This window comes from Ligilactobacillus sp. ESL1201, from assembly GCF_058503265.1.
This window is the reverse complement of sequence record NZ_CP196362.1, coordinates 699,262-725,978: the sequence shown is the minus strand read 5'-3', so window position 1 is coordinate 725,978 and position 26,717 is coordinate 699,262. Positions and strand designations below refer to the sequence as shown.

Here is a 26,717-nt window from a genome sequence, read left to right as displayed (position 1 = left end):
CTAAATCTTTCCCTTGGATTCTCGGTTCAAACGATAGACCAAAGCAATGATATCTGCTACCGGCTCGTAAAATTCATCGGGAATATAATCGCCGGGTTCCATAATCGGATATAACGCCCGAGCTAACGGCTTATTTTCAATAATCGGCACGTCATTTTTACGCGCTTCTTCTTTCATCCTTTGTGCTACCAGATCGGCTCCCTTGGACAAAAGCTGCGGTACCCCGGCATTTTCTTGATCGTATTTTAACGCTAAAGCTAAATGCGTCGGGTTGGTAACTACCACAGTAGCATCCTTGACCTGTGCGATCGCATTTTTGACCATTGCTTGATACTTGGATTTCCGCTGGGCTTTCATCTGCGGATCTCCTTCTTGTTGCTTAACTTCTTCTTTGATCTCTTGTTTACTCATCTTCAACTGCTTAGTTCGTGAATATGACTGGTACATGTAATCGGCGATCCCGATCACCAATAAAAACGCCGCCGCTTGCAGCCCCAAACCCTTAGCAAAATTGAGGATAAAATACAAAATTTGCTGCGTCCCAGCAGCACTGGCGTTCATGATCTGTGGCATCGAATTAACATACTTGCGGTAACACAGGTACGCAACGATCCCAAATTTAGCCAAAGTTTTAGCTAAATTTTCCAAAGCACGCAGACTAAACATCTGTTTTAACCCAGTTAAAGGATTAAGGCGCTTAAAATCAGGCTGCAGTGGCTTAGCGGTAAACAAAAAACCAACTTGCACGAAATTACCTAACAAGCCTGTCACTAAGCCAATCAGTAAAAACGGGGCAACCATGATCAACAACATCAGCATCGCCTGGATCCCCACCTTAGGTAACGTGGCAAGCATCGCAGTCGGATCACTTAATTCCTCAAGAAAGCCAGCAAAATAAGGAGTAAAACGAGTTAAACCAAACTGCCAGAGGGGAATAAAGACTCCTGAAAAAACCAATAGCCCGAAAGCAGCCACCAGATCCGGACTCTTAGCAACTTGTCCTTTCTTTCTGGCGTCACGCTTTCGTTTGGGTGTCGGTTTTTCTGTTTTATCGTCGTTTTTCATTAAACTTCCCCCATCAGCCTAACGCGTGTAAAAATTGCATCATATATTGGTACGACTGCGGCAAAATTTTAGCTAAGTAACTGACAACATTGGGTAACATCAGCAATAACACGATCAAGCCCATTGAAGCCTTGAGCGACAAACTGACCATCAAAACGTTCATTTGTGGCACCGTGCGTGACAAAATTCCTAATACGATATCGATGATCATCACGGCAATGATCAAAGGGGCAGAGACGTTAAAAGCAATTTGGAAAACCTGAGCCGTTAATTGCACTACTCCCTTGACGGTCGTTCCCGTGATCTGCGCGACCCCTAAAGGAACGATCCTAAATGAAGCCATCAAGCCGCGAATCAACTGTAAATGAAGGTCCAACATGAAAAAAACAGCAATTGCTAACCAGTAATAAATTTTACCGTACTGAGACGTTGCCACTTGCATCGTTGGATCATAGGCTTGTCCCATCGAAAATCCGTTTTGAAAATCGACCAGAGAGCCAGCCATAATGATCGCCTGAAAAACCAGTTGACTGATATAACCCAAAGCCATCCCCAACAATCCTTCTTTGGCAGCTAGTAAAGCAAATACGATCATATTAGCAATGTGTACGGGCTTCACTACCGGTAAAACCGCTACCGTTAAGCAACTGCCAATGATCAACTTTGCTGGATTGGGAAACTCTCTTTGTGAAAATAATGGTGCCGTAGAAATAAATAAAAATATCCGACACATCACTAGACTAAGCAGCTGAATCTCGGCCATAGGCTCACATCCTTGCGATCAATCTAAAAATATAACGGGTAAATTCATTCATCACACTCATTATAAAATTAGCGGAGATCACCAGCGCTAGCAAAATTGCTATCAGTTTAGGCACAAAACTCAACGTCTGTTCCTGAATCTGAGTGGTAGCTTGAAAAATACTGATAACTAATCCAATCACCATTCCAGCTAAGACGGCCGGTCCCGAAACTATCAAGATCCGGATAATTGCCTCGCGCAATACCGTTAGTACTAATGAAATTGTCATCTGGATCCTCCTAACTAAAACTGCGCACCAAAGATTCAACCAACAGGTACCACCCGTCAACTAGTACGAATAATAATAGTTTAAAGGGTAGCGAGATCATTACCGGCGATAACATGATCATCCCCATCGCCATCAATACACTAGAAACGACCATGTCGATGATCATAAACGGAATGAAGATCAAAAAACCAATACTAAACGCCGTTCGTAGTTCGCTAATGATAAAAGCGGGAGTCAGGGTCATCAACGGCACCTGCTGTACGTTTTTATACTTATGCTTGTCTTTAGAAACGTTTAAGAATAACTTAATATCCTTTTGCCTGGTTTCTTTTCCCATAAAGACCTTGATTCGATTTTCCGAGCGGTGATAAGCCTGCTTTTGCGTGATCTCTTGTTTGTCGTAAGGCTGAATAGCATTGTGATAAATGTCGGTATAAACGGGCTTCATCGTAAACAACGTCAAAAATAACGCTAAACCCATCAAAACCAAGTTAGGCGGATTTTGCTGCGTTCCTAACGCACTGCGGGTAAACGAGAGCACCATGATGATCCGCGTAAACGACGTCATCATCATCAGTAACAGCGGGATCACCGACAACAAAGTGAGCATCACAAACAGATTGACGATATCGTTAGAACCGCCAGTTTGCCCGTTTAACAGGTGATTGACTGTCTTACCAATATCGGCGACCGTGGTATCTGCTGCCTCAACTTTAATGGAAAAAAAGCCGCAAGCCACAGTTGTCAGTGGAATTGCTAGTGCGACCCACCAGCGGCGTTTTCTTCTTGTCTTCATTTCTTCTCCTTGCCCTTCAACCGACTATTTTGTAGTGCCTGGGAAAACCCATCTTTATTGATATCAGATCTTTTTTGCAATAACGCAGCAACATCTTCAGGACTTAGTTCATTAATAATCCGGCTACCGTGTTCTGCTAAACTCATCAGGTAGTAATGATCTACCACTTGAACGATTCCGAGTGAAGAAGATTTAGAAACCGTAATTTTTTTCACTACCCGAAAATTATTATCTTGGGGAGCAATATATTTTTGCAGAAACTTGAGAAATAAGTTGATCAGTAACACTACGACTACTAAACCAACTACTAGCCTAAGTAAAAGCAGTGCTGTCTGCATAAAATACTCCTTACTGGATCACCATATCCGTAATATAAACTTCTTTAACGATATTTGCCCCATAATCATGGTTAATATTTTGCTTGATCTGTCCCTTTAAGACGTCAATACTATTTCCTTGCCCTAAAAGATCATCGGATTTCTTTTGTTTCAAAACCCTGATAACAGTATCACGTACTAACGGCATGCTCTTTTTCATTTGACTAGCTTTATCAGAGTTAGCAACTAATAACGACATCTTAACCCGTAAGTACTGTTCATCTTGATCCTTACCACTGATATTAACGATAAACTTGCTGACAGGAACTAATTTTTGTTTGCCAGAAATTGCCGTCGTTTGTACCGGCTTTGGCTTTTTAGCTTCTTTCTTATTGAAAAATTTGTTACCCAAAAAAGCGCCGGCTACTGCTGCGACAATGACAAGTACCACGATTGCCAGAAGCATTATCAGTTTTTTCTTACCGCCTTTTTTCTGGCCGTCTGCTTTTCTCTTTGCCATTTAAATATCTCCTTTAAACCGCCCCGCCAAAATTTGCCGGTGATAATCAATGATCTTCGTCAAAATTTGCTGGGCAGATTCCTTAACCACCAAGGTTTTATTAATCGTTAAGGTGATGGTCGTGTCCGGTGTTTCTTCTACCTTGTAAATCAAGTCTGGATTCAGATAAAAACTATTATCACGAATGGACGTCAGTAAAATCATTATTCAGACCCCCTAAACAACTTAACTACGCTTCAAATTGACCAGCTCTTGTAAAATTTCATCGGAAGTCGTGATCGAACGCGCGTTAGCCTGATAAGCCCGGCTAGTTTCGATCATGTTAGAAAATTCGGTAGCCAAGTCAACGTTAGAATCTTCCAAATTACCAGTTACTAAAGTACCAGCATTATTCTGACTAGTATAACTAAATGCAGCTCCCCCTGAATCAACCGATTCCGAGTAAGTACTATTACCATTTTTAACTAAGCCAGCAGAATTCCTAAAAGTAGCCAATGAAAGCCGCCCAATAAAATGATTTTGACCACCATAACTAGCAGTGACATAACCAGAACCATCAATTGCTAATGAGCCGGGATCATAAGCAGTCCCAGCCGCATTAGTAGCAGGAACTGTAATACGTCCTGGAGTATCATTATTTTTAGCATTAAGTGTAACCATGTCAGCATTTGTATTAATATCAGTACCATCAACAATAACAGGAGTAGTGAGCATTTGCCCTTGAACAAATAATCCATCACCATTAGTCAAATTATTTGCTTCATCAACTTTAAAAGCACCATTTCGCGTATAATAATGTCCGTCTCCATGTTCTAAAACGAAGAAGCCATTACCATCATTACTATTAGCACCAGCAATTGCTAAATCTAATTTATAACCTGTCGGACTGTATTGGGCGGATGTCATGTTATTATCAATTTCTGAGACTTGGACCCCTTGCCCAGGCTGCTCAGCATCAATACCACCAATAGTATTTCCCGGAGCACTCGGTGACCGTAAGGTTTGGCTCAGTAAATCGGTAAACAATACCCGCCCGGCTTTAAAACCCGTCGTGCTCGAGTTAGCGATGTTATTAGCGATAACATCCAATTTTGTTTGTTGACTTTTCATTCCTGAAACTCCAGAAGCTAATGAACGTAACATCTAATTTTCCTCCTAAAATTTTATTTAGTGCCGATCTCATCGACGCCATACTTGCTAGTATCATATTCTTTACCGTTGATCGTCAGCTTAATGTGAGCCGGGTCTTTGAAGTTGACCTTGTCAACGGTCCCGGTAACGGTCTTGTCTTCACCTTCGGCCGCATTATCATTAGCCAGCGTCACTTTTTGCCCAATCAAACTCAAAAACTGTTGGGATGAACTCAGTCCGACCATCGAACTCATGGAAGTTGACAAGTCGTCGAGTTCTTCTAGGGTAGCAAACTGCGCCATCTGTGAGATATACTGGGTGGAATCATCGCCACCGCTACCGCCGCCACCGTCGCCAGTCATCGAACTAAGCGATGGTGTGGACATGGCCTTAGAGATGATCTTCAAAAAATCATTCATCGACAAGCCGGTCTTTTTTTTCAGGTGGTCATCCGCCGTTTTCTTAGTATTCGTATCGGTTTCTTTAGCTTTCATTAAACCCGAAGTCGTGGTCGTGTTATCGGCCACCGAACTGACTGGATCCATTTTAATTCCTCCCTCACACTAGCATGCTGATCGTACTTTTAAGCTGCTCTTCTTGTAACGTTGGATCTTCCGTCGTAAAGTTAGCAGTCGCTTGTTTCGCCCTACTATAGTGCCGCTCTTGCCGTCCCTGATCAAACAACTCTGCTTGGTTTCCTTGTTGTTGATTATTATCGGCAGTAGTAGCAGTCGAGCCTCCCTCTTGTCTCGGTGTAGCCACGACGTGTTCAGCGTGTTGGACTTGACTATTAAACTGCAAGCTAGCCATGATATTATCCAGTTTGCCGCTAACAGACTGTAATAACGACTTAGCATCAGCATTTTGGACCTGAAATTCTAGTGAGACCGAATCATTGTTGTTTTTGATCAAAATCTTCATCTCGCCTAAATTATCGGGTTTCAGGTGTAAAACCACTGTTTGGGTGCCAGTCGCGCCACTAACATTAGTTTCCACATTTGGAGCTACCACTTCTTTAATAGCGTTAGCAGCGGTTTGTAATGCATTTTGCACTGCCGGCACCTCAAGCTGTGGTTTAACTGGTTGTGCCATCGTCGCATTGTTAGGCGTTGCTACCTGATTATATAAGGCGCTCAAATCAAGCGTTGTACTACTTGATTGTGCTGTAGTAGTTGTTTGAGTCAATGTCACTTTAGTAGTAACCGACTTGACGGCAATATTATCTTGTTTAGCTTGCGCAGAAAGCTTACTTACTGTGGCGGATTCCGCTGAATTTTGTGCCTGAATTGCCGTTTGTGCTAACGTTGTTTCGGCTTCCTGTACCGGTGCGGAAACAACCTGCGTTAACTCCTGTTGTCCCAGCGATTTAGCCTTAATTTGCTGCGTTGCCACACCATCTTTCACTTGTGACGAAACCAATGATGCATCCTTTAGCGGTTCCTGTTGGTCTTTTATATCACCAGATTGCTTTGGCGGCACGGCTACTTTGACCTGCGATTCAACCACTGAATTTGCCGTCTTGCCATTTTCCTGACTAACTGCCGCTGTCACCGTTTGGATTGTCACCGGCAATTTTTCTTGCGGTTGTGGCTGAGCTACACCTGCATCTTCTACCTTAGTTTGAGCTACAGTCTCATCTTGAGAAACCACAGTAGTTACTTGCACCTTGCCAGTTTTTCCACCATCCTCTGGAAGTGTTACCGTTAACCCTGACTGGTTTTTCTTAGTTTCAACTGGCGTCAGCTGTGCTGCTAATTGTGGTGGTAGCTCCGACGCTACTACCTGCTTAGTATCATGCTTTGTAGTGGTCACCGCATCATCTTTATCCTGATCTTGCGTTACGGTCGAATCACTTGCCAGCGCAGATGACGGCTGCGTTACCGTCGTGTCATTTTGTTGTTGCTCCGGTTGCTTTTGAACTTGACCCTGATCTTGACTATGTTGCTGTAAATAATCCTGAAAGCGGCGGGCCCCCTGTGGCTTATTTCGCGCAGAAGAACGCGTCTTAGTTTTACTAACTGCTTGTAAATCAACAGTTACTTTTTCCACCATTAACCACCTCCTTAGGTGCTTGGCTTACATTACTAAATAATTATTACGACTGTGAAAATCGTCTAGCTGCTTTTGTTGCTCCCTATTATATTCAACTTGGTACTTAGCATACTGTTTTTCTTTGAGCTTTTCTAACACCTTGCGCTCTTTTTGAGCTTCTATTAACCCAGCTCTCACTTTTTCTTTTTTACTTTGTAACTCTATTAACTGATTATGATAAAGCAACAACTGGTTGTCAAGAAATTGCAAGTAACGCTGAGTAACCTGCATACGTCCCAGCGTTTTTTGCGGTGAACCCATCAACTGGGATTTTTCACCTTGAACCTGTTTTAACAGCTCCGTTTGCTTGTTTTCCAGTTCAACTACCTTAGCAAAATCGCCCTTGACCTGATCTTCTTTTTGATACCGATATTCTAACACTTTTTCTAAAGAAAATTTGAATGCTTTCATTTACATCACCCTTGAGCAACACGAGACGTGTTAATAGCAGAATCACTGGCGAACAAAGATTCTAGCTGCTTTTCCGTTTCGTCATAGCTAGAAAATTCACTGACATCCTGTAATAAAAACTGATCGATCGGCTGGTGTAACTGGACCGCATAATCGATCACCGGATTAGAACCAGACTTATAAGCCCCAATGTCGATCAGGTCCTTAGCATCCTGATAAGTCTTCAGGTTTTCGCGTAAATCACTAGCCGCCGAGTTATGTTCCGGCGTTACTAACGATTTCATCAGTCGACTAACGCTAGGTTGGATATCAATCGCCGGGTAATGATTTTGTGCGGCAATATCACGTGATAAAATAATATGCCCGTCTAAAATCCCCCGAACGGCATCGGCAATCGGTTCATTCATATCATCGCCTTCGACCAAGACGGTGTAAAAAGCGGTAATCGAACCCTTATCAGACATGCCACTACGTTCCATCAGCTTAGGCAATTCCGAAAAAACGGACGGCGTGTATCCCCGCGTAGTCGGTGGTTCTCCCGTTGACAACCCAATTTCACGTTGCGCCATCGCAAAACGGGTGACAGAATCCATCATCAACACGACTTTTTTACCTTGATCGCGAAAATACTCCGCAATCGCCGTCGCAGTATATGCTCCTTTTAACCTAACCAGCGGCGGCATGTTAGATGTCGCGCACACGACCACTGATTTAGCGTAACCCTCACCTAAATCTTTTTCGATAAACTCGCGCACCTCACGGCCCCGTTCGCCGATCAGTCCGATTACGATCACGTCGGCCTCACAGTACTTAGCGATCATTCCTAGCAAGGTACTTTTACCCACACCACTACCGGCAAAAATACCCACTCGCTGACCCTCGCCGATCGTCAATAACCCATCGATCGCGCGAATACCGGTCCGCATGATCTGCGAGATCGGACGCCGTTTAAAAGGATCCGGAGAATCGGCAGTCGCTGGGTAACCAATCATTTCGCTAGTATCGATCTGCTCTCCACTTAACGGCCGGCCGAGTCCATCCAAGGTATGTCCTAATAAACTATCTCCTACCTTAACTTGGAGGGTTTTACCCGTCGCAGCCACCAGACAGCCCGGCCCAATGCCTTCCAACTCATCTAAAGGCATCAACAAAACGGTTTCTTTAATGAAACCGACGACTTCAGCCATCGTTTTTTTGTCGCTATCTTTAATAAACACTTCACAAACCTCACCGACAAAAGTCTGTAAGCCCTCGACTTTAATCACCAAACCGACGACTTCACTGACTTTGCCGTATACGGAATAAAACTGATGATCCTGTGCTTTTTGCAAATAATTTTCTAGTGGTAAAGTAAATTTCACTATCGATCACCTTCATAATTCCCGTAAAAACGTTTGTAACTCTTTTTTAAGGTCGATTTTAACTACAGACTCATTTGACTCGACCCGTAAATCCAACGGATCTAAACTATCATCATCAAAAATGATCACCCGTAAGTTAGGCACTTCTTTTTTTAGCTGCTCCATTTTTTGGGCTAAGGGCTCATGATACTGCGAATTGGCCCAGATCATTACGACCTGATCAGGCTTTTCCATTTCAAATAAAATCGGGGAAAGCAAGGTGGTAATCTTTTCTGGAGCAATCGTCAGCTGTTCTTTTAACAAGGTTTGCGTCATCTGAACTGCAAATTGGATAATTTCTTTTTGCTTGTCCGTTAAATATTGCGTAACCTCTTGTTGCGCTTGCTGAACGTTTGCTTGTGCCTGCTTGATCAGCGGCTCTTGTTGCGCTTTTCCATGTTCTAGCGCCTCTTTTTTGCCAGCCGCGCTCCCCTGCGCGAACCCTTCCTGGTAAGCCTGCTTTTTCATTTGCTCACTTTCAGCTTGTGCCTCAGCTAAAATTTGCTGTTTTAAAACTTGCAAATTGTGCTTTTGCTGGCGCTCTTGTTGAGTCAACTGTTCATCAGAAACCGAAACTTCATCTTTTTTAGGAGCGACTTCTGCTTTGGTAATAATCGGCCTGTGTTCGGGCATTACATTTGCTTGTTTGAGTACTCCAAAACTAGACAATTTGGTCATCACCACCTCTACTGATGTAGATCTCACCGGCATCATCTAACTTGCGAATGATAGAAACAATTTGTTGCTGGGCCTCTTCAACCGCAGACAAACGCGTTGGTCCCATAAATTCGAGTTCTTCTTTGATATTTTCGACCGCCCGAGAAGACATGTTGGAGAAAATGAAATCTTTGATCGAGTCGTCGCTGCCCTTCAAAGCCAGCTCCAACACATCGTTGGTAACATCGCGCAGTACTTTTTGCACGTCCAACGGTTGCAACGTAGTGATATCGTCGAAAGTAAAGAGGTTGGCCCGCACTTCGCCCGCCAATTCTGGTTGCCGTTTTTCCAAATCGGATAAAATTGTTTTTTCGGTACTCCGGCTAGCAGAATTCAAAATATCTACTAAAGCACTGACACCACCAACGTTTTCTCGTTCACTATCAACCACATTCGAGAACCTCGCTTCCATCACACCTTCAATTCGGTGAATAGTTTCTGGCGCGGTCGGGGTAATAATCCCGATCCGCTCGGCAATATCCGCCTGTTCTTCGTCTGGTAATTCAGATAAAACCACGGCTGCTTTTTCCGGTTGCATGTAACATAAAATCAGTGATACAGTTTGTGGATGCTCTTCTGACAATAAATTGATCAGTTGTTTTTCGTCAGCTTTGCGGGCAATATTAAACGGTCGTTCCCGCATTTGCAGCTGATTCAACACATCCATTACCTGCTTGGCTTTACTTTGCCCCAAGGCTTGCACTAACAAGTCATGAGCGTAGTCCATCCCACCGTCTAATACATACTGGCGAGCAGTTGTCGTATCAACAAAATCATCTATTACTTCGTTTTTTTCCTCGGGAGTTACGGCATCGGTATTAGCAATCTCGTAACTGATCCGTTGGATCATCGAATCCGGCAGGCGTTTCATGATCTGAGAGGAGGTTTCCGAGCCAAGCGAAATCATTAAAATTGCCGCTTTTTTAGCACCAGTCATTTCACTCATATCTCACCTGCTCCTTCCACATTTGACTTAATTGTCCTCATCACTTATCTTTTGGTCCTCTTTGATCCTCTTTCATCCACGCCTTAATCATTTCAGCCGTTACCTCAGGATTTTGTTCGGCATATTCTCTTGCCCGGTCATCTTTAGCCTGACGAGCTTTAACTTCTGGTGACACTTTGATTTCTTCTACTGGCGCCTCTTCTTCTGGTTGTTCCTCTTGTTCCTGTTCTTCTGGAGCATTTTCATCCGCCGCAACGTCAACATCGTAATCGTCGTCGTAATATTCTTCTTCTCTGGCTTTTCTCCGTCGTCTGAGTAACAAGAATACTACCAATCCAATTATTACCAGTAAAATGGCAATTGGAATCGCGATATAATACCACGGCACCTTAGCCTTAGTCTTCTTGTTATTGTTCTTGGCTCGTGGCTTAGCTACCCTGACGGCCGAGACGGTTACCCGGTCTCCTCGTCCCCGGTCATAACCGATCGCAGAACGTACTAAATTACGCACCTGCGTTCTTTGCGCCCGTGGTAAATTACCCCTGATCACCACAGAAGACGATAAGCGCCGCACTGCCCCAGGAGCCTGAATAGTTTTAGTTACATTGGTATCCAATTCATTATTGACAGTTCTACTGTAAGAAGCGCCATTATCATTATTATCCCCAGTGACATTAGAAACGTTATCGTTAGCTTGTCCGGTTTGCGCCTGCAAAATCTGCTGCTGGTTACCGTTAGCCTGCACATTTTCACTTCTAATATTAGGATTTGCGTACTGCGTGTTTTTATTTTCGACCGCGTCAAAATTCAAATCCGCATAAACTGCGACGCTCATCTTACGGTTACCAACGATCGGTCGTAGTAGTTCAGTGATTTGCTTTTGTAACTGTTTTTCATAAGAACGCTGAAGTTGCATGTATTTATTATTAGCACCGGTCAAACTATTGGCATTATCCCTGCCATCGGCTAAGACATTCCCGTTACTATCGACGACTCGCACGCTATTACTGCTCATTCCTTTGACCGCACCCGTCGTCAACGCCACGATCCCTTGCACCGTAGAATTAGAAATCGTATAACCCTTTAACGTTAACACGATGGACGCTTTGGCCTTCTTACTGCCCGAATTATCGCTAAAGACATCATCATCTGGCATCGTTAACATGACTTTGGCCTTTTTAACCGCGTCCAAGGCTTCGATCGAACGTTCCAGTTCTCCGGTCGTCGCCCGTTGATACATGATCTTACGGTCCTCATCGGTCGTCATCATATTGGTATTATCAAATAACTCATAGCCTTGTGAACTATCAGGTAACTTATTATCGACCGCTAAATCGATCCTAGTCTGATCTACTTTGGTTTTATCGACTAAAATCGTGGTGCCGTTATCTTTGAGTTTATACTTAACGTTTTGGTCGTCTAAGTCCTTAGTGATCGTGCCCGCATCAGCATCACTCACACCGGAAAACAAAACCGCATACTGAACCCGCGTATTCAAATAGTAAACTATCCCACCGACCGCAAGTAAACTGATCAAGCCCGTAATAAGTGCGATCTTGACCAGTCTATTTAAGCCGAGCCATTTTTCCTTAATTTTTCCAAAGAATTCCTTTAACTTGTCCACTGTTCAGCCCCCAATGACCCCTCGTTAAAATTGCATATTCTTAAAATCGTTGTAGGCATCAAGAACCTTATCACGAACCTGAACCGCAGTTTCTACAGCTAATTGTCCTTCTGTCATGTCTGTCATCACTTTACCCAAATCATTTTGCTTACCACTGATCATATCGGTCATCGACCCATCCATGGTATCCATTCGGTTATTCAACCCGCTAATTGCCTGGGTCAAGTAGTCACCAAAAGTTTTATTAGTTTTAGGGCGATCTAAGCGTGATAAGCCCGTTTCATTTCTCAGTTGCTGCGCATAGTCATTCAAACCGCCAATCCGATTAATTTGTACCATTTTAAATAGCTCCTTTAATTTTTGCCAATTTCAAGCGCCTTACTCAAGATCTGCTTATTAACCTGACTAGAAGAAACATCGGCTTCGTAAGTTCGTTGGGCCTGAATCATATCGACCATCTCATCTGCTAAGTTAACGTTGGGCAAATGAACGTACCCATTTTGATCGGCGTCAGGATCAGTCGGATCAAAGCTCAGTTTTTCCGTTTGGTCTTGTCCGATTCCCGTTACCCGCACGCCGGCGTCTTGAATACCGCTGTATAGTTGACCGTTAGCCCGTGTTCCCTGAACGCTCTTTAAATTACGGGCAAATTCGACTACCTTACGCTTATACGGCCCGCCTTCAGGGGTTCTTTTAGTATTTAAATTAGCAATATTAGTCGACGCCGTGTCCAGTTTTAACCGTTCTAGTGCTAAGCCACTGGTATTGATCTGTAATCCGTCAAAAATACTCATCGTAAATTGCTCTCCTTATTCGTTTAATGATTTAACACGTAATCTGTCAGTTGATAGCGTCCCTTTAACTGAGAAACTAACGCGTTATACTCCAATTCATTTTGAGACTGATTCATCATTTCAACATCCAAATCAACATTATTGCCGTTTTCCTTCACTGCTGTGTTGCGAAAGACCTCGGTAGGAATCATTGGTCCCCCCGGCTGCATATGTAGTTTATGAGTAGTCGTTAGCCGTGTGCTAGCATCTAAGGCCTGATTAAGTTTGCTTTCGAATTCAATTCGTTTAGCCTTAAAGTTAGGTGTATTAACGTTAGCCACATTATTAGCGTTTAAAATTGCACGTTGATTAGTAACTCCTAACGTCTGTTTTAATAAACCATATGTATTATCCATTCCAATCACCCCATCTTATCCATTCAACTCAAATACTTAACTAGTCACCTAATTTCTATTTAATACCTAGAATTGTACAAAAGCAACCCCAAAACTAGGTAAATAACAACTAAGCACGCCTTTAGGTTAGTTCCTAAATTAATTTTAGCCAATAGTTAAAACCAACCTAAAGCCCCCCACAATTACACGTTAACCATTTTATCGTTATAATGCCATTAATTAACTTTTATTTAAGTAAATCATTAAATTTTATTACATCATTAAGTTTCATAGCATTAATCCCTTAAACATTTTTTACATAAAAAAGTCCTTTTTTGATTTTAGCAAATTTAACCGTAAAAATCTAGGAAATCCGCCGAATATTTAAAAACCGCAACCTTTATTAAATATATTTCCTTTTTCTGCATTAACATCTCTTGCCAAGCACCATCTGATACCAGCAAAAAAGGGCAAAGTATTAACTTTGTCCTTTTTTAACGATTAGTTCCACTCTTCTATTTTGCGCACGACCTGCTGGTGTATCATTAGATGCACGTGGGTCATTTTGCCCGTGTCCTTGGATACTGGTTTTAGTCTCGTCTACGGCCCCTGAATTAACGAAAAAATGCATAACAGTAGCCGCACGCCCAGCACTTAGTTCCCAGTTGCTAGGATACTTTGCCGTATTGTTAGGCACATCGTCCGTATACCCGGCCACGATAATTGATTGTCCCTTTAACTTCGCCAGTGCAGGCGAAAGCTGCCCCAACGCATTTTCAGCGTCGGCGGTCAATTCGGCACTTCCACTATCAAACAAAATACTACTATCAAAATTAAGGTGCATTCCGTCCGATTTCATCACGGCCTTGGTATTACTTCCCAAATTCAGCCCCTTCAAGTCCTGATTGATCTCATGAGTGATATTAACCATATTTTGGGCAGAACCGTTAGCAACTCGCCCCCTAATGACCTGTTCTTTACGAATAGCATCTTCCCGTGAGTCAGGTGTGTCTTCATTGTCTTCCCGGTTAGTTACGATCGGCTTTTTTTTCTCCTCGTCGTCATTAGTAATTTTAGGTTGCTTTTGCGGGTCCAGTGCCATCAACGACCCAAACTCGGCCCTGATTTGCTGAAATTTATGATTATCGACTTTAGCCATCGCAAACATTACGATAAATAAAGCCAGCAACAAGGTCAGCATATCAGAATACGGCAGCATCCACGCTTCACTAGCACCCTCTTGTGGTTTTTTCTTCTTCTTCATCATGTCACCTTTAATCTTAAACTAGTCTTACTCCTGTGACTCTTGTGCCTCTTGAGCTCCCGCACCAGTAGCCTCGTTTTCTTCAGCCGCCGCGCCTTTTTTCGCGGGCTTTTCAACTAACATACTCTCCAGGTTCTTTTCCATTGTTTTAGCCGGGACCCCGTCTTGAATAGCCATTGTTCCCTCTAAAATCAAGTCTAATTTTTGGACTTCCATCTGTGATTTCCGCTCTAAGCGCAACCCCAGCGGATTTAACACCAAATAACCTAAGAAGATCCCAAATAAAGTAGCAACAAAGGCCGATGAAATTGATTCCCCTAATTTATTGATATCATTTAAATTTCCTAAAGAACCGATCAAACCGATTACGGCCCCCATAACACCTAAAGTCGGCGCCGTTGCACCCGCGCCCTTAAACATTTTAGCTCCCTGAGCGTGGCGTTCTTCGATCGAACTGATCTCATTTTCCATCACCTCTTGGATCCGGTCTTTTTCGATCCCGTCGACCACCATTTCCATCCCCATCTTCAAAAAACTGTCCTCTTTGGGATCTAATTTTTCCACCGGATCTTCTAGCGCTAATAAACCTTCCCGCCGCGCAATATTGGACAACTCGACCAGCTGTTGAATCGTCGCCATGTAATCGTAATCTTGATTTTTGAATAGGACCTTAAACATCCCCGGCATTCTCATCACGTCTTTCATCGGATAAGAATTAATTAAAGCAACGATCGTGCCGCCAAAAATGATCATCATGGCTTCGGGACTAAACAAAACGGCGATACTTGCACCCTTTAACACCATCCCAGTAATAATAATGATAAAGGCACAAATAATACCAATCAACAACGTGATATCCATACTCGCTAACTCCTCCTCATTCACTCACCAATAGCGGTTAAAAATAATTTATTTTTAAGATAAATCAGTTAGTACACATTACTTATCATAACATAAAAATATCATGACAGAAGTATTAGATATTAATTTCCAACAAAAAAGGAGCGGGACAAAACGTTTCGTCCCACCCCTCTGATATTAATTAATTATACCGTGCAGACCACCAATTATTACTTAGCGATTTGATTCCAAGTTTCTAATAATTGTTGCAATAAATCTACAATTGGCGGTAACTTTTCTTTATCCTTACTTAAATTTGCATCCATTAACTGTCCCTTGATAAACTCGTAGAGACGCTGCAAATTACCAGTTAGTTCCGGATCGACTTCCGGATTTAAAGAAAAGTTTAACTCATCGACTATTTTTTGTGCCCGAATCAGTTCATGATTAGCCTTACTGATATCTTTTTTGTCGATCGCCATTTCTGCCAATTTAACAGCCTTAATCGCTCCCGCAATCAACATTTCGATCAATTTGTTAGGAGAAGCAGTCATTACCTGATTTTTTAAATAAAAGTCCCGGCCTCGTGCCTGTTGGGAATTCATCTACGGTCTTCCTTTCGTTTCTAATAATGAAATTCGATCATTGCGCCCCGCTCAACCCCATTTTGGTAAGGAGCCGTTTTTTGGGCGGAGCGAAACTGTTGGTTCAGCTGCCCAATTTGGTCTACCAGTTGGTCTTTATTGCCCTGTAAATGAGTAATTAAGGAACGATACTGCTCACTTATTTGCCGGTAAAGAGTCTGCTGTTTTGCGGTTAACTCCAACGGTTGGGGCAAAGCACGCAACTGGGCAAGCAGTTTTTCGTTAGTAGTCATCAAGGAAGCCAGAGTTGCAGACTGCCCGTCCCACTGTGTTAGATTTGCCTGTAATTGCTGTAATATGTCAGCTGCCTTTTCAGTCATTGCTTTTACCTGCTAGTAATTAATTGTTGTTATTATTGACATTCATACTCTGGAAGGACTGTAATTGTGACTGCGCGTTCATCATCATCGTATCCAACTGAGTAAATTCAGCAATATACTGCTGCTTTTTTTGGTCCAACTGGTCGTTGAAATCCTTGATCTGCTTATTATAGTCTTTGATGCTGGTATCCAAAGTCCCAGTTAACGTTGGGATCGTCGGCTTGCCCCGGTTAGCAGTCGTCGAGTTCAAGAAATTGTCCAGTTTGTCCGCCAATGCACCCGCGTAACCAGTTTTACCAGATTCTTTGGCACTCGTGGAATTATTGACGAAGAAATCATGGACACTGTCAGGATCATCGGCAATTGCTTTATTGAATTTAGTAGCATCTAAGCTCATCGTACCGTTCTTGTCGATCGAAAAGCCTAATTTAGCGAAGGAAACCGTTAAATTACCGTTCTTATCTTGGGTAGTGTTACCACCATAGCTATTGCTGGAAGCCAAGTTCCGGATCTGCGTTTGAATCGACGTTAACGTAGAATCGCCAACTAACTTACCCTGCTTATTAGCAGTAACGGAATCACTAGTGCTGCTGGACGGATCCCCGACATCCAAGTCATCGGCGATAAAGCCCATCGTACTGTTGTATTGGGAAACAAAGTCTTGGGCAGCCGATAAGATCTTGGAAGTATCGTTAGAAACGGATAAAGTAACTGGCTTATTATTCTTACCCTCTTCATCCATAGTCGGACTTTTTAAAGTGATCGTCGAGCCGTCGATCACGTCAGTAATGGTGTTGGTATTACGGGAAACATCCATTCCATCAATGTTAAACTTAGCACTTTGTCCTAGTTGTTTGAAACCTGTATTCTTTGTACTGCTAATTTTAGCGTTAGATGTAGTATTACTACCATCATCATCTGGATTAATTCCAGACGCCGTGCCGAACCCATTTAACCCCAAATCGGCTAACAACTGATCCTGATCATTATTAGCAAACTCAATATCCTTGTAACCCAAATCCTGATTAGTTAAAACTAGCCGCTTATTCAAAATCGAAGCTGTCACACCACTTTGATTAGACTGCTTATTAATTTTATCAACAATCGTATTTAACGAGTCGGTCGTTTCAATGTTGATACCTACAGTTTTACCAGAAGCGGTATTATCATCACCCATGACCTTGAATTCCAAAGTACCAGCTAAATTCAAACGATCACTATCAGAACCTGAATCACCTAAACCCTTAATAGCACCACTAGTTAATTTAGTAGCCGTCGCAATTCGATCCACTGATAATTTATAAGTACCGCCAATTTTAGACGCCGAGCCGTTACCCGCGATCGAAGCCACCGAGTCATCCGAACTCGTGGCTTTTTTCGTGTAATAAGTACTATCATTTTGCAGCGTCTTGACCTTATTTAACAAGTTAGTCAACCGCGTAGTAACGTCGCTCCACGCCGTTTTTTGGTCGGTCAGCTGCTGCACTTGATTTTGCAGTTGTGTCCGCCCGCCAGCACTAGCCTCTACCAGCTGGTTGATCTGATCCATGCCAATTCCGGAATACTGGCCTAAAATACTGATCCCCAAACTGTTTGCCGTTGACTGATTTACATTAGTTGTAATATCTGACATTAAGCACCCTATCCTTTCTTATCGACTGCGATTCCCATCTGATCCCAGATGTGTCCGACCACATCCAACAAATCATGCGGGGGAATCTCTTTTAACACCTTGCCGCTTTGCATATCTACTAGTTGCACGTACAGATGGCCCGTGCGCTTATGTGTTTCGTAGCGCATCTTAAAGTCTCGTCCCAAAAGCTTTTCGTTGATTTTCTTAACTGCTTTTTTAACTTCAGCCGGGTCTACTACTTTATCATCGGCTGATTTCTTGGTTTCTTTAAGCCTATTAGCAGAATTTAAACGAAAAGTTTCCGGGCGCGCTTTAGTATTGTCTTTTAAGAACTGCTCATTTAACAATGAACTGTCCATTTCATAAGCATCGGCATCAATTTTTTGCACCTTATCGACTGGCGGCAGCGGATTAACTGGTGGAATATTATAATTATTCATCTGCGATCCCCTCCTTTATCTTAGCATCTTTTAACCAAAAAAGCCCACCGCCGATGGTAACGACGATCGGCTTTTGCCAATAACAGACTCTTTTATTCACACCATAGTAACATCAACTTGGACACTCACTAAGTATATCGGCTGGAAAGCGGATTAATTTAAGCCCATTTAGCAGACATTATTACTCTACCAAAAATTAATCGTCCCTTAACCTGCCTGTTTACTGCACGTGTGCCAGAAAATATTTTTTCTTGCCGCGCCGCGCGATCACGAACCGGCCGCCAAATTTTTGCGCCGGATCAACGGTAAACTCTACGTCCGAGATGCGCTGACCGTTGATATAAATTGCGCCGTTATTAACGTCTTCGCGTGCTTGGCGTTTTGATTTTTCAATCCCGGTATTGACCAGCCACTCAACAATATTAGTCGCTTCACTAGTGGACTTGACTGCCGGCATGTTTTTAAAGCCCTGCTCAATGTCTGCCGTCGTTAAGTCGGCAACGTTGCCCGAAAACAGCGCACGTGAAATCCTTTCGGCCTGATCAACGGCTTGTTTGCCGTGAACAAATTCCGTCACTTCTTGTGCTAGTTTCCTTTGTGCTTCTCTTTTTTCCGGAAGATCTTTTACGGCCTGCTCCAAGTCTAAGATTTCAGCATGAGACAGGAAAGTGAAGTATTTCAGGTATTTGACCACGTCACGGTCGTCTTGATTCAACCAGAACTGGTAGAATTCATACGGCGTAGTCTTTTTCGGATCAAGCCACAATGCGCCGCCGGCGGTCTTACCAAATTTAGTCCCGTCGGCCTTTAACATCAGCGGGATCGTCAGGCCAAACGCCTGGGCCTGTGAGCCTTCCAATTTATGGATCATGTCGATGCCGGCCGTAATATTGCCCCACTGATCGGCGCCACCGATCTGCAACTGGACGTCATCATGTTGCCAGAGATGGTGAAAATCGATCGACTGCAAGATCTGGTAAGTGAATTCGGTAAATGAAATTCCCACCTCTAAACGAGAGGCCACAACCTCCTTGTTTAACATGGTATTGACGTTAAATAATTTGCCGTAGTCACGTAAAAATGTCAGCAGATCGATTTGTGACAACCACTGGTAATTATTTTTGATCACGATATTATCCGCACCAAATAAATTTTCCATTTGAGCCGTTAGAGAATCTTCGTTGTGGTGGATCACGTCCATCGACTGTAAGACCCGCTCGGAATTACGCCCCGAAGGATCACCGATCGAACCGGTGCCGCCACCAATAATGATATGAGCCCGGTGACCGGCCAACTGAAACCTTTTCAAGATCATAAACGGGATCAAATGCCCGATATGTAAACTATCGCCGGTCGGATCGACCCCACAATATAAGCCAACGGATTTCTTTTGTAATAGCTCGTACAAAGCCTGTTCGTCCGTTACCTGATTGATCGCACCGCGCCATTTTAAATCTGCAATAATATCTTCCATTTTTAGTCCCTCCATTTAGTTGATCGGTAACAAAAAAGTCCCTGATATTCACATGAATACCAGGGACGAAAATTTCCGCGTTACCACCCAATTTATTATCAAACATGATAATCTCTTTGACATTGATAACGAAATGACCCGTTAATTGCTCCGTAATGTACTTCGTGTGCTTGCGCCGCTTGGTTTGCACCAACCACCAAGTCTCTTCACTAACTACAACCACCTACTGCGTTACTTCCGCATTTACTATCAAATTACCTTACTTAGCTACTACCGCTTGTTTAGCTTGACACTCCGGACACAAACCGTAGACTTCATACTGACTTTCCGTGATCTGAAAACCGGTCTGAGCTTGGGCTTGTTTTTCTAACTGCTTAAACGAATCGTCATAAACATCTTCGATCCGGTTACAGTTAACACAAATTACGTGATAATGCGGCTCAACAAAATAATCATAACGCATGTGTCCGGTATTATCCGGGGTCACTTCGATAATTAATTTATTTTTCTTTAGTAATTCTAAAGTGTTGTAAACCGTTGCTAAACTCACATTATAACCGCTCTGGCGCACGTGGTTATAAATCATCTCAATCGAAGGATGCTCGTGGGAGGTCATTAAATAAGCTAAAATCACCTGCCGTTGGGGCGTATTCTTGATCCCTCGTTTTTTAAGATAAGTCGCCGCTGCTACCAAAGCCTCTTGACTCTTCAGCATTAACTGGCCTCTTTTCTAACGTTGACCTAATTTAACTGACATTGACCATGTGGGTATTTTAGCATGTTAAAGCCACAAAAGTCCAGTATTATTCTTCAAAAAACTTATTTTTTAGAAAATTTCCAGATAGTTTACGTTTGGACTAGTAACCCTCTACTTGTTTAATTCCGGCGCGTCCGTTTCAAATAGGTCTTGTGTCTCACCTTTTTGCTGGCGCAAGCTCGTCTTTTGGCGTTGCGCTTGTTTGAGCTTTTTCATGCCGTCCTTACGCTTGTAACTGTAATCCGCCTTGTTGATCTTGGTAAATCCCTTTGGCGTGTAAAAACGTAATAGATCGCCGGTCACGATCTTATCGGACAAACTCAGCGCATGCGTAGTGTAACTTTCCTTTTGCTTGACGGTCTTTTGCTGAGCGGCAGTCAGTTTCACCAATTTGCCAGTGTGATCGTAGATCTTGCCTCCGACCTTAGTAAATTGCGGGGAAACGAAATCACCGTTTCTAAAGACCACCGTCTGACGGCGCGAATTAGCCAGTAGATCCTGTCCTAGTTGGACCGTATCGTCATTTTTGATCCCCAATAAGTCCATCAAGGTTGGCATCACGTCAATTTCGCCACCATAAGTGTGGTTGAGTCCGCCGTTCAAATTAGGAGCATGCAACATTAACGGCACCTTCTGAAACATCGCTAAGTCGTAATCGGTGACCGTCTTTTTACCTAATAACTGGGCAATCGCCTTTTTATGGTTGTTAGAGATCCCGTAATGATCGCCGTAAACCACCAACAACGAATTATCGTACAAACCGGATTTCTTCAAATAATTCATGAATTCGCCAAATGCTTGGTCCAAATAGTGAGCCGTTTGCACGTAACCATCGACCGTCTTATCGCCAGTCGTCGTTTTAGGGATCGTCTGGTTAGGTTTATCCAATTCATAAGGATAATGATTCGTGACGGTAATGATCTTAGCGTAAAACGGCTGGGGCAGCTGCTCGATGTATTTGATCGATTGCTTCAAAAAGATCTTGTCTTTTAACCCGTAACCGACGCTATAGTTAGCCTTATCCTTAAAATAATCTTCATCAAAGAAGTACTGGTAACCCCAAGACTTATAGGTATTATCCCGGTTCCAAAAACTGCCGACATCGCCGTGAAAGGCCGCCGTGGAGTAACCTTGTTGGTCTAAGATCGCCGGTAACGCCTGAAAAGTATTAGACGAACCATAAGAAGTCATCACCGAGCCTGACGGTAAACCGTATAAAGAATTTTCCATCATATTTTCGGCGTCAGAAGTTTTCCCCTGACCAACCTGATGGAAGAAATTATCAAACGCCAACGTGTGCTGGTCGTTATAAAAACTATTGATATTAGGGGTGACTTCCTGTCCGTTAACTTTATAGTTGATTAAAAATTGCTGGAAACTTTCCAAGTGAAAAATAAACACGTTCTTGCCTTTTTCCTTGCCGTAGTACTGCACGTTAGGCGCCAAACGGTTGGCATTGACGAATTTTAACGCCTGGTTGATATCTTTACTGTCGGCATTCGCCCTAGTCGCACTTTGTTTATGCGACTGATAGGTCGAATAACCCCCGTAAAAATCCATTCCCAGGTACTTAACAATATAGTTGTTGTCAAATGTCCGGGTCAATAATTGCGGCCGGTCTTTTTCTGCCAAGTCCCAGTTGATCCCAAACAACGCGATCGCAGCAAGCGAAACGCCAAAGGCACGCAAGTAACGTGGCTGGGAATTATCGGGTTTAAGCACCTTGAAAACTACCAATAATAGCAATACTAAAACGTCGATAAAAACGTAAAAATCGGCGGGATGAATAATTTCCATGATACTCAAGCCTAAATTATTAGCAACCGACCCCGATGACTTAATGATCCCTAAGGACAAAAAATCGGAAAATTCGCGGTAGTATAAAATATTGGCAAACAGCCAGATAGACTGTAATAAATTAATAATAATATTGATCCAATAAGATTTTTGCCCCCTAAAATACAGGGAGATCCCAAAAAATAATAGCCCCGCGGGAAGTGGATTTAATAATAACAAAAACTGTTGCATCGTGTTATTAATTCCCAGCGAAAAGTCGTGTTGGTACGCGAAATAGGTTTTCCCCCAAAATAAAATCACGGTCAGTAAGAAAAAGCCCACCCGTGTACTTAAAAAAGCACGAATTTTAGTTAATACAGCTCGCATTACTTAATTTTCCTCCATCTTCAAATCAGCCAACTAGCAAAAAGGAGCTGAGACAAAACTAATCGTCTCGGCTTGTTGTTTCACAACATAACCGCCGCAATCCAACTACCTTTATCCCAGCTCCTTTAGTATCATCATTAATCAGCTAATAATTCATAGATTTCAATCGCTACTAAATCAAGATCATCAAACTGAAATTTTTGCTGATCGGCAACCTCCGTTAGTTCGAACATTTGTTCTTGCGGGTCGTAAGTAACTATCCCGCATTCACGTCCGTCCTTTTCAAAACGACGCGAAACCACTTGTTCTTCGTTTGTCATGGCTTGTAGCCGTGAAATGATCGCCGCCAACTGCGAATTTTGCATCCCGAAACCTCTTTTCTTAGATCTTGCTGAACTTAACGCAAGCAGATTATTTATTCAAATTTGATAATACCATTTTTACCGCTAAAATAACATTTAAAGCCCTGTAAAATAAATAATTTTACCTTTCCTTAACCTACTCTGTGCGTTTTTTAGGCGGAAATAACAACGCGATCAGGCCCAAAAACATGCCCAGATAATAAGTGATCAGCCGCCATAACATCATCGCTAACAACACCTGACTGTGTTGGGGCATAAAAGTCGAAAAAACGACCGAAAAGCTGTATTCCGCCCCACCGATCCCGCCGGGAAGCGGAAAAAGCGAAATGATCATGACGATCAACACGTGCAAAGAAAAGACGTCTAACAACCGTACGTGTGTTACTCCCAGTGCCGTTAAAATAAAGTACGGGATCACGTAATAAAAAAACAATTGTAAAGCGGTCAAGACTGCAATTTTACTCAGTGTGCGCCAGTCTTTACGCAAACGCAAGCTTTCCTGGTGAAAAGAAGCGATCTTTTGGTTCAATAAACGTTCGACACGCTCGTAAGTCGCAGTTTTAGCCCACCGTTTCAAGGGAGCTAACGCCACGTACAACAATATTTTGGTAAAATTTTTCCAGTACATCAGTAACAATAAGACCGCAATCACCATAAAGTGGATCGCAAAGCCGGCGACTACCAGCCACGTTAACGCGTGCAGTTGCTTTAACAAAAAATGCAGCTGGCCTAGTAAGCACAACAAAAACGACAAAACGATCATTACCTGATAGACGATAAATTTCATCAACATATTAGAAGCAGCTTGCCCGCCATCAACCCCTGCTTGGATCAACGCGAACAATTGTGCCGGCTGGCCGCCGCTTTGAAAGGGCGTGATCCCGTTGAACAGTTGTTCTAATAATGGGACCCGCAGCGCATTTTTCAGCGTAAAACGGGGCGTATGATTCTTGATCAGCACGTAAACGACCGCCGCTTCCAGTAATAACGATAATATTAAACAGCAAACGGCAACTGCCAGCCATTTTAAACGCAAAGAAGTCAGTTGTGCAACGAAAGTCGACCAGGAGATCTTACGTAAGGCCAACGCAAAAATAAAGCAGCCGCAAAAAAGCACTGCCACTAAAGACCACTTATTTTTACTTGTCATCTTTTTTCCCCGCCTGTTTTTGGTAATAGTCATGCCAAATCTGGGCTAAATGTTGTTCACTGTACTTGTGGGCGGCGGCGATCGCTTTTTCCTTGAGTCGTGCCAGTTGTTGGGGCTGAGTACTCAAGGTCGTCAAGCACTGCTGCATTTGAGTAACATCGCTAGCGGGAGCATAGTACCTGCTTAAAATCGCGTGGTATAATTCTAAGTCCCGCAACACGACCGGAACTTCACAACTAAAAGCCTCTAACACGCTCATCGGAAACAGTTCATTGTACGATGGCAACAAAAAAACGTCGGCTAAATTATAAAAATCATTCATCTGCGCGCGCTCAACGATCCCCGGAAACCATAAATTAGCGGGAGGAGCTTGCATTACCCGGCGCAATTTTTCGTACCCGGCCGTCATTTTGCCAAAAGAAAAACCACCGACCCAAATAAATTGCAGGTCAGGGAGTTTTTGCGCCAATTTGATAAAGTCAAAAACTCCCTTGCGTTCTTGTACCTGCCCGACGCCTAATACCACAAAACTAGCGGGCGAGATGCCCATTTTTTGGCGCAATTGTAATTTTTGCGCCGGTTGTTGCGCGTAAAATTCCTTTTTAGCAACAAAATTAGGAATGTACGTGATCTTATCTGCCGCGATCCCTGCGGCCTGTAATTTAGGAATAAAGGTCGGGTTGACCACGACTAGTGCATCCATCCGGCGATAAAAAGCCAGTAAATATTTACTAAAAATAACAAAAGCCCAGTGGGGTAAACTCAAACTGCCCTGCAACGTTTCGGGTAAAAAATGAACGTAACCGATCTTTTTGCCTTGCCCCGGCCAAAAACTAGCCAAATAAAACTGAGGATCCACTGTGTGGTAATGACTGATATCCGCCTTTCCCAACCGATTTTTACTCAGTTGAAATTCCGTGGGAAAGTAGGTGGTCAACAAGCGGACTAATTCCAGGTAAGCACTGCCCACACCCTGGCCTTTCACCCTAGTCGCAGAAGAAAACATCCGCACTTTTAGCATCAAAACACCTCATTATCACGGGAACGTCGCGCGTTAAACTGGGCGTAATAAGCACAGCTATCGTCATAAAAACGCAAGATGCGTTGCGCAAATTTCTCCGCGGAAATACTTGCAAGTTTATCTTGCCGGTAACTATCATCAGCATAAAACTCCGGGTGGCGCAGGTAAGAAACGACCGCCCCCACAAATTCATTTTGAGTGGTAAACGTAGCTCCGATATTACGGTCGTCTAGCAAAGCATCGGTGTAAGAACCGCTGGCAGCCACCACTTTGAGTCCCGCAGCCAACGCCTCGATAAACGTTAACCCCTGCGATTCCGAAACGGAAGTTGAAACGAATAAATCAGCCATATGATAATAGTGCCCGACGTTTGCGTGCGCAATTTCGCCGGTGAAAATAATATCTTCACTACACCCTAACTCGCGCGCTTGTTCCATCAATGATCCCTTAGCGGGGCCGTCCCCACAAATCATTAGTTTAACCTGCGGAACTTGCCGTTTGATCGCCGGGAAAGCCGCAATCAACCGGTCAATGTCTTTTTCATAAGCTACCCGACTCAGCGTCAACAATAACGGCGTTTGCGCACTAATATTATACTTGGCACGCAGATCCACGTCTTCTTTTTGCTGAAACTGTCCTAACTCTATTCCGGTCGGGATCACGCTGATCGGCTCTTTGATCCCATATTCCGTCAGTTTGTCTAACACCCTCGTGCTCGGAGCTACGATCCCTGCCATGTGCTCGCAAAAACTGCGACTCATCTGTTTAACGTGACTAGGACGCAACAGCTTGCCGTGAGCAATGTAATGCAAATAATCCTCATACATCGTGTGGTAAGTATGAACACAGGGAATTTTTAAATTTTTAGCCACTAGCTTGCCGATGATCCCGAGGGAAAATTCAGTCTGAGTGTGCACGATATCTAAGTTTAATTCTTTAGCAACTTGATAGGCATGAAATAGCCCGCGAACCGCGATCCGGCGTTCTTTAAAAGAAATAAAAGGAATACTGGTAAACCGAAAAACATTTCTCTCATAGCTATTTTTATCTACTTTGGGGTCCGTGGTCGTAAAAATATACACGTTGTGACCACAGCTTTCAAGTTGATCACGTAATGTTTTGATCGAAGTAGCGACTCCGCTTACTTGTGGATAATAAGTATCCGTAAATATCCCGATATTCACGCTGATCCCCCTTAGCCAGATTCATAATAATCACTGTCCATTATATGGTTTTGGATTTCAGTTTGCAATTTAAGCGAACAGTAATTGCTAAAATCTCAAACTTTCTTAAGGTTTGCGTTATCACATTAAAATTAATTAATTTTTGTCCGCCACTAAAAAAGAGACCCAGACAAAATAATTAATTTTTGTCCGCCACTAAAAAAGAGACCCAGACAAAATTTAAATTGTCTCGGTCCCTTCACACTAAT

Annotated in this window: 31 protein-coding genes and 1 other annotated feature; all 31 genes read right to left on the bottom strand. The window is 43.1% G+C overall.

Annotation, left to right across the window (positions count from 1 at the left end):
• Positions 1 to 1,065, bottom strand: a complete 1,065-nt coding sequence (locus ACSYSK_RS03740; RefSeq protein WP_491715572.1) for an EscU/YscU/HrcU family type III secretion system export apparatus switch protein — start codon at positions 1,063 to 1,065, stop codon at positions 1 to 3.
• Positions 1,066 to 1,078: 13 nt separating this feature from the next.
• Complete coding sequence (gene fliR, locus ACSYSK_RS03735; RefSeq protein ID WP_491715571.1) at positions 1,079 to 1,828, bottom strand: flagellar biosynthetic protein FliR; 750 nt, start codon at positions 1,826 to 1,828, stop codon at positions 1,079 to 1,081.
• Positions 1,829 to 1,832: 4 nt separating this feature from the next.
• Entirely contained in the window at positions 1,833 to 2,096 is a 264-nt protein-coding gene (gene fliQ, locus ACSYSK_RS03730; RefSeq protein ID WP_491715570.1) for a flagellar biosynthesis protein FliQ, read from the bottom strand.
• A gap of 10 nt (positions 2,097 to 2,106) precedes the next feature.
• Entirely contained in the window at positions 2,107 to 2,892 is a 786-nt protein-coding gene (gene fliP, locus ACSYSK_RS03725) for a flagellar type III secretion system pore protein FliP (protein WP_491715569.1), read from the bottom strand.
• Entirely contained in the window at positions 2,889 to 3,230 is a 342-nt protein-coding gene (locus ACSYSK_RS03720) for a flagellar biosynthetic protein FliO (protein ID WP_491715568.1), read from the bottom strand. The genes fliP and ACSYSK_RS03720 overlap by 4 nt, the downstream gene beginning before the upstream one ends.
• 10 nt (positions 3,231 to 3,240) lie before the next feature.
• Entirely contained in the window at positions 3,241 to 3,729 is a 489-nt protein-coding gene (locus ACSYSK_RS03715) for a flagellar basal body-associated FliL family protein (RefSeq protein ID WP_491715567.1), read from the bottom strand.
• Positions 3,730 to 3,933 carry a flagellar FlbD family protein gene (locus tag ACSYSK_RS03710; RefSeq protein ID WP_491715566.1) on the bottom strand — a complete coding sequence of 68 codons (204 nt, stop codon included), beginning with the start codon at positions 3,931 to 3,933 and terminating at the stop codon, positions 3,730 to 3,732. It lies immediately after the preceding gene.
• Between the two features lie 21 nt (positions 3,934 to 3,954).
• Positions 3,955 to 4,872 carry a flagellar hook-basal body complex protein gene (locus tag ACSYSK_RS03705; RefSeq protein WP_491715565.1) on the bottom strand — a complete coding sequence of 306 codons (918 nt, stop codon included), beginning with the start codon at positions 4,870 to 4,872 and terminating at the stop codon, positions 3,955 to 3,957.
• Positions 4,873 to 4,892: 20 nt separating this feature from the next.
• The gene (locus tag ACSYSK_RS03700; protein WP_491715564.1) at positions 4,893 to 5,405 is read right to left on the bottom strand and encodes a hypothetical protein; all 513 of its coding nucleotides are present in this window, start codon (positions 5,403 to 5,405) and stop codon (positions 4,893 to 4,895) included.
• A gap of 13 nt (positions 5,406 to 5,418) precedes the next feature.
• Positions 5,419 to 6,912 (bottom strand): flagellar hook-length control protein FliK, encoded by a 1,494-nt coding sequence (locus ACSYSK_RS03695; protein ID WP_491715563.1) that lies wholly within the window; start codon positions 6,910 to 6,912, stop codon positions 5,419 to 5,421.
• Between the two features lie 24 nt (positions 6,913 to 6,936).
• Positions 6,937 to 7,362: a flagellar export protein FliJ gene (gene fliJ, locus ACSYSK_RS03690; protein WP_491715562.1), complete on the bottom strand. Its 426-nt coding sequence runs from the start codon at positions 7,360 to 7,362 to the stop codon at positions 6,937 to 6,939.
• 5 nt (positions 7,363 to 7,367) lie between these two features.
• Positions 7,368 to 8,723, bottom strand: coding sequence for a flagellar protein export ATPase FliI (gene fliI / locus ACSYSK_RS03685; protein WP_491715561.1), 1,356 nt, complete (start codon positions 8,721 to 8,723; stop codon positions 7,368 to 7,370).
• 12 nt (positions 8,724 to 8,735) lie between these two features.
• On the bottom strand, positions 8,736 to 9,431 hold the full coding sequence (locus ACSYSK_RS03680) for a FliH/SctL family protein (protein ID WP_491715560.1): 696 nt from the start codon (positions 9,429 to 9,431) through the stop codon (positions 8,736 to 8,738).
• Positions 9,424 to 10,425 carry a flagellar motor switch protein FliG gene (fliG, locus tag ACSYSK_RS03675; protein WP_491715559.1) on the bottom strand — a complete coding sequence of 334 codons (1,002 nt, stop codon included), beginning with the start codon at positions 10,423 to 10,425 and terminating at the stop codon, positions 9,424 to 9,426. The genes ACSYSK_RS03680 and fliG overlap by 8 nt, the downstream gene beginning before the upstream one ends.
• Before the next feature lie 40 nt (positions 10,426 to 10,465).
• Positions 10,466 to 11,989, bottom strand: a complete 1,524-nt coding sequence (gene fliF, locus ACSYSK_RS03670) for a flagellar basal-body MS-ring/collar protein FliF (protein ID WP_491715850.1) — start codon at positions 11,987 to 11,989, stop codon at positions 10,466 to 10,468.
• A gap of 84 nt (positions 11,990 to 12,073) precedes the next feature.
• A complete protein-coding gene (fliE, locus tag ACSYSK_RS03665) occupies positions 12,074 to 12,388 on the bottom strand; it encodes a flagellar hook-basal body complex protein FliE (RefSeq protein WP_491715558.1) in 315 nt (104 codons plus the stop codon).
• Positions 12,389 to 12,402: 14 nt separating this feature from the next.
• Positions 12,403 to 12,843 (bottom strand): flagellar basal body rod protein FlgC, encoded by a 441-nt coding sequence (gene flgC, locus ACSYSK_RS03660; protein ID WP_491715557.1) that lies wholly within the window; start codon positions 12,841 to 12,843, stop codon positions 12,403 to 12,405.
• Between the two features lie 23 nt (positions 12,844 to 12,866).
• The gene (gene flgB, locus ACSYSK_RS03655) at positions 12,867 to 13,238 is read right to left on the bottom strand and encodes a flagellar basal body rod protein FlgB (RefSeq protein WP_491715556.1); all 372 of its coding nucleotides are present in this window, start codon (positions 13,236 to 13,238) and stop codon (positions 12,867 to 12,869) included.
• A 457-nt stretch (positions 13,239 to 13,695) separates the two neighbouring features.
• Entirely contained in the window at positions 13,696 to 14,484 is a 789-nt protein-coding gene (locus tag ACSYSK_RS03650) for a flagellar motor protein MotB (protein ID WP_491715555.1), read from the bottom strand.
• Positions 14,485 to 14,508: 24 nt separating this feature from the next.
• The gene (locus ACSYSK_RS03645) at positions 14,509 to 15,342 is read right to left on the bottom strand and encodes a MotA/TolQ/ExbB proton channel family protein (RefSeq protein WP_491715554.1); all 834 of its coding nucleotides are present in this window, start codon (positions 15,340 to 15,342) and stop codon (positions 14,509 to 14,511) included.
• Between the two features lie 209 nt (positions 15,343 to 15,551).
• The gene (gene fliS, locus ACSYSK_RS03640) at positions 15,552 to 15,926 is read right to left on the bottom strand and encodes a flagellar export chaperone FliS (RefSeq protein ID WP_491715553.1); all 375 of its coding nucleotides are present in this window, start codon (positions 15,924 to 15,926) and stop codon (positions 15,552 to 15,554) included.
• 20 nt (positions 15,927 to 15,946) lie between these two features.
• Positions 15,947 to 16,285 carry a hypothetical protein gene (locus ACSYSK_RS03635; protein ID WP_491715552.1) on the bottom strand — a complete coding sequence of 113 codons (339 nt, stop codon included), beginning with the start codon at positions 16,283 to 16,285 and terminating at the stop codon, positions 15,947 to 15,949.
• 19 nt (positions 16,286 to 16,304) lie between these two features.
• Positions 16,305 to 17,918, bottom strand: a complete 1,614-nt coding sequence (fliD, locus tag ACSYSK_RS03630) for a flagellar filament capping protein FliD (RefSeq protein ID WP_491715551.1) — start codon at positions 17,916 to 17,918, stop codon at positions 16,305 to 16,307.
• 8 nt (positions 17,919 to 17,926) lie between these two features.
• Positions 17,927 to 18,358 carry a flagellar protein FlaG gene (locus ACSYSK_RS03625; RefSeq protein ID WP_491715550.1) on the bottom strand — a complete coding sequence of 144 codons (432 nt, stop codon included), beginning with the start codon at positions 18,356 to 18,358 and terminating at the stop codon, positions 17,927 to 17,929.
• A 220-nt stretch (positions 18,359 to 18,578) separates the two neighbouring features.
• Positions 18,579 to 19,832: a tyrosine--tRNA ligase gene (gene tyrS / locus ACSYSK_RS03620; protein ID WP_491715549.1), complete on the bottom strand. Its 1,254-nt coding sequence runs from the start codon at positions 19,830 to 19,832 to the stop codon at positions 18,579 to 18,581.
• A 58-nt stretch (positions 19,833 to 19,890) separates the two neighbouring features.
• Positions 19,891 to 20,079: a binding site (T-box leader), on the bottom strand.
• A 12-nt stretch (positions 20,080 to 20,091) separates the two neighbouring features.
• Complete coding sequence (locus tag ACSYSK_RS03615) at positions 20,092 to 20,547, bottom strand: Fur family transcriptional regulator (protein ID WP_491715548.1); 456 nt, start codon at positions 20,545 to 20,547, stop codon at positions 20,092 to 20,094.
• A gap of 153 nt (positions 20,548 to 20,700) precedes the next feature.
• Complete coding sequence (locus tag ACSYSK_RS03610) at positions 20,701 to 22,752, bottom strand: LTA synthase family protein (RefSeq protein WP_491715547.1); 2,052 nt, start codon at positions 22,750 to 22,752, stop codon at positions 20,701 to 20,703.
• Positions 22,753 to 22,889: 137 nt separating this feature from the next.
• The gene (locus tag ACSYSK_RS03605) at positions 22,890 to 23,117 is read right to left on the bottom strand and encodes a YkuJ family protein (RefSeq protein WP_491715546.1); all 228 of its coding nucleotides are present in this window, start codon (positions 23,115 to 23,117) and stop codon (positions 22,890 to 22,892) included.
• A 133-nt stretch (positions 23,118 to 23,250) separates the two neighbouring features.
• Positions 23,251 to 24,264 (bottom strand): lysylphosphatidylglycerol synthase transmembrane domain-containing protein, encoded by a 1,014-nt coding sequence (locus tag ACSYSK_RS03600; RefSeq protein WP_491715545.1) that lies wholly within the window; start codon positions 24,262 to 24,264, stop codon positions 23,251 to 23,253.
• Positions 24,254 to 25,285 (bottom strand): glycosyltransferase family 4 protein, encoded by a 1,032-nt coding sequence (locus tag ACSYSK_RS03595; RefSeq protein WP_491715544.1) that lies wholly within the window; start codon positions 25,283 to 25,285, stop codon positions 24,254 to 24,256. The genes ACSYSK_RS03600 and ACSYSK_RS03595 overlap by 11 nt, the downstream gene beginning before the upstream one ends.
• On the bottom strand, positions 25,285 to 26,469 hold the full coding sequence (locus ACSYSK_RS03590; RefSeq protein ID WP_491715543.1) for a glycosyltransferase family 4 protein: 1,185 nt from the start codon (positions 26,467 to 26,469) through the stop codon (positions 25,285 to 25,287). The genes ACSYSK_RS03595 and ACSYSK_RS03590 overlap by 1 nt, the downstream gene beginning before the upstream one ends.
• Between the last annotated feature and the right edge of the window lie 248 nt (positions 26,470 to 26,717).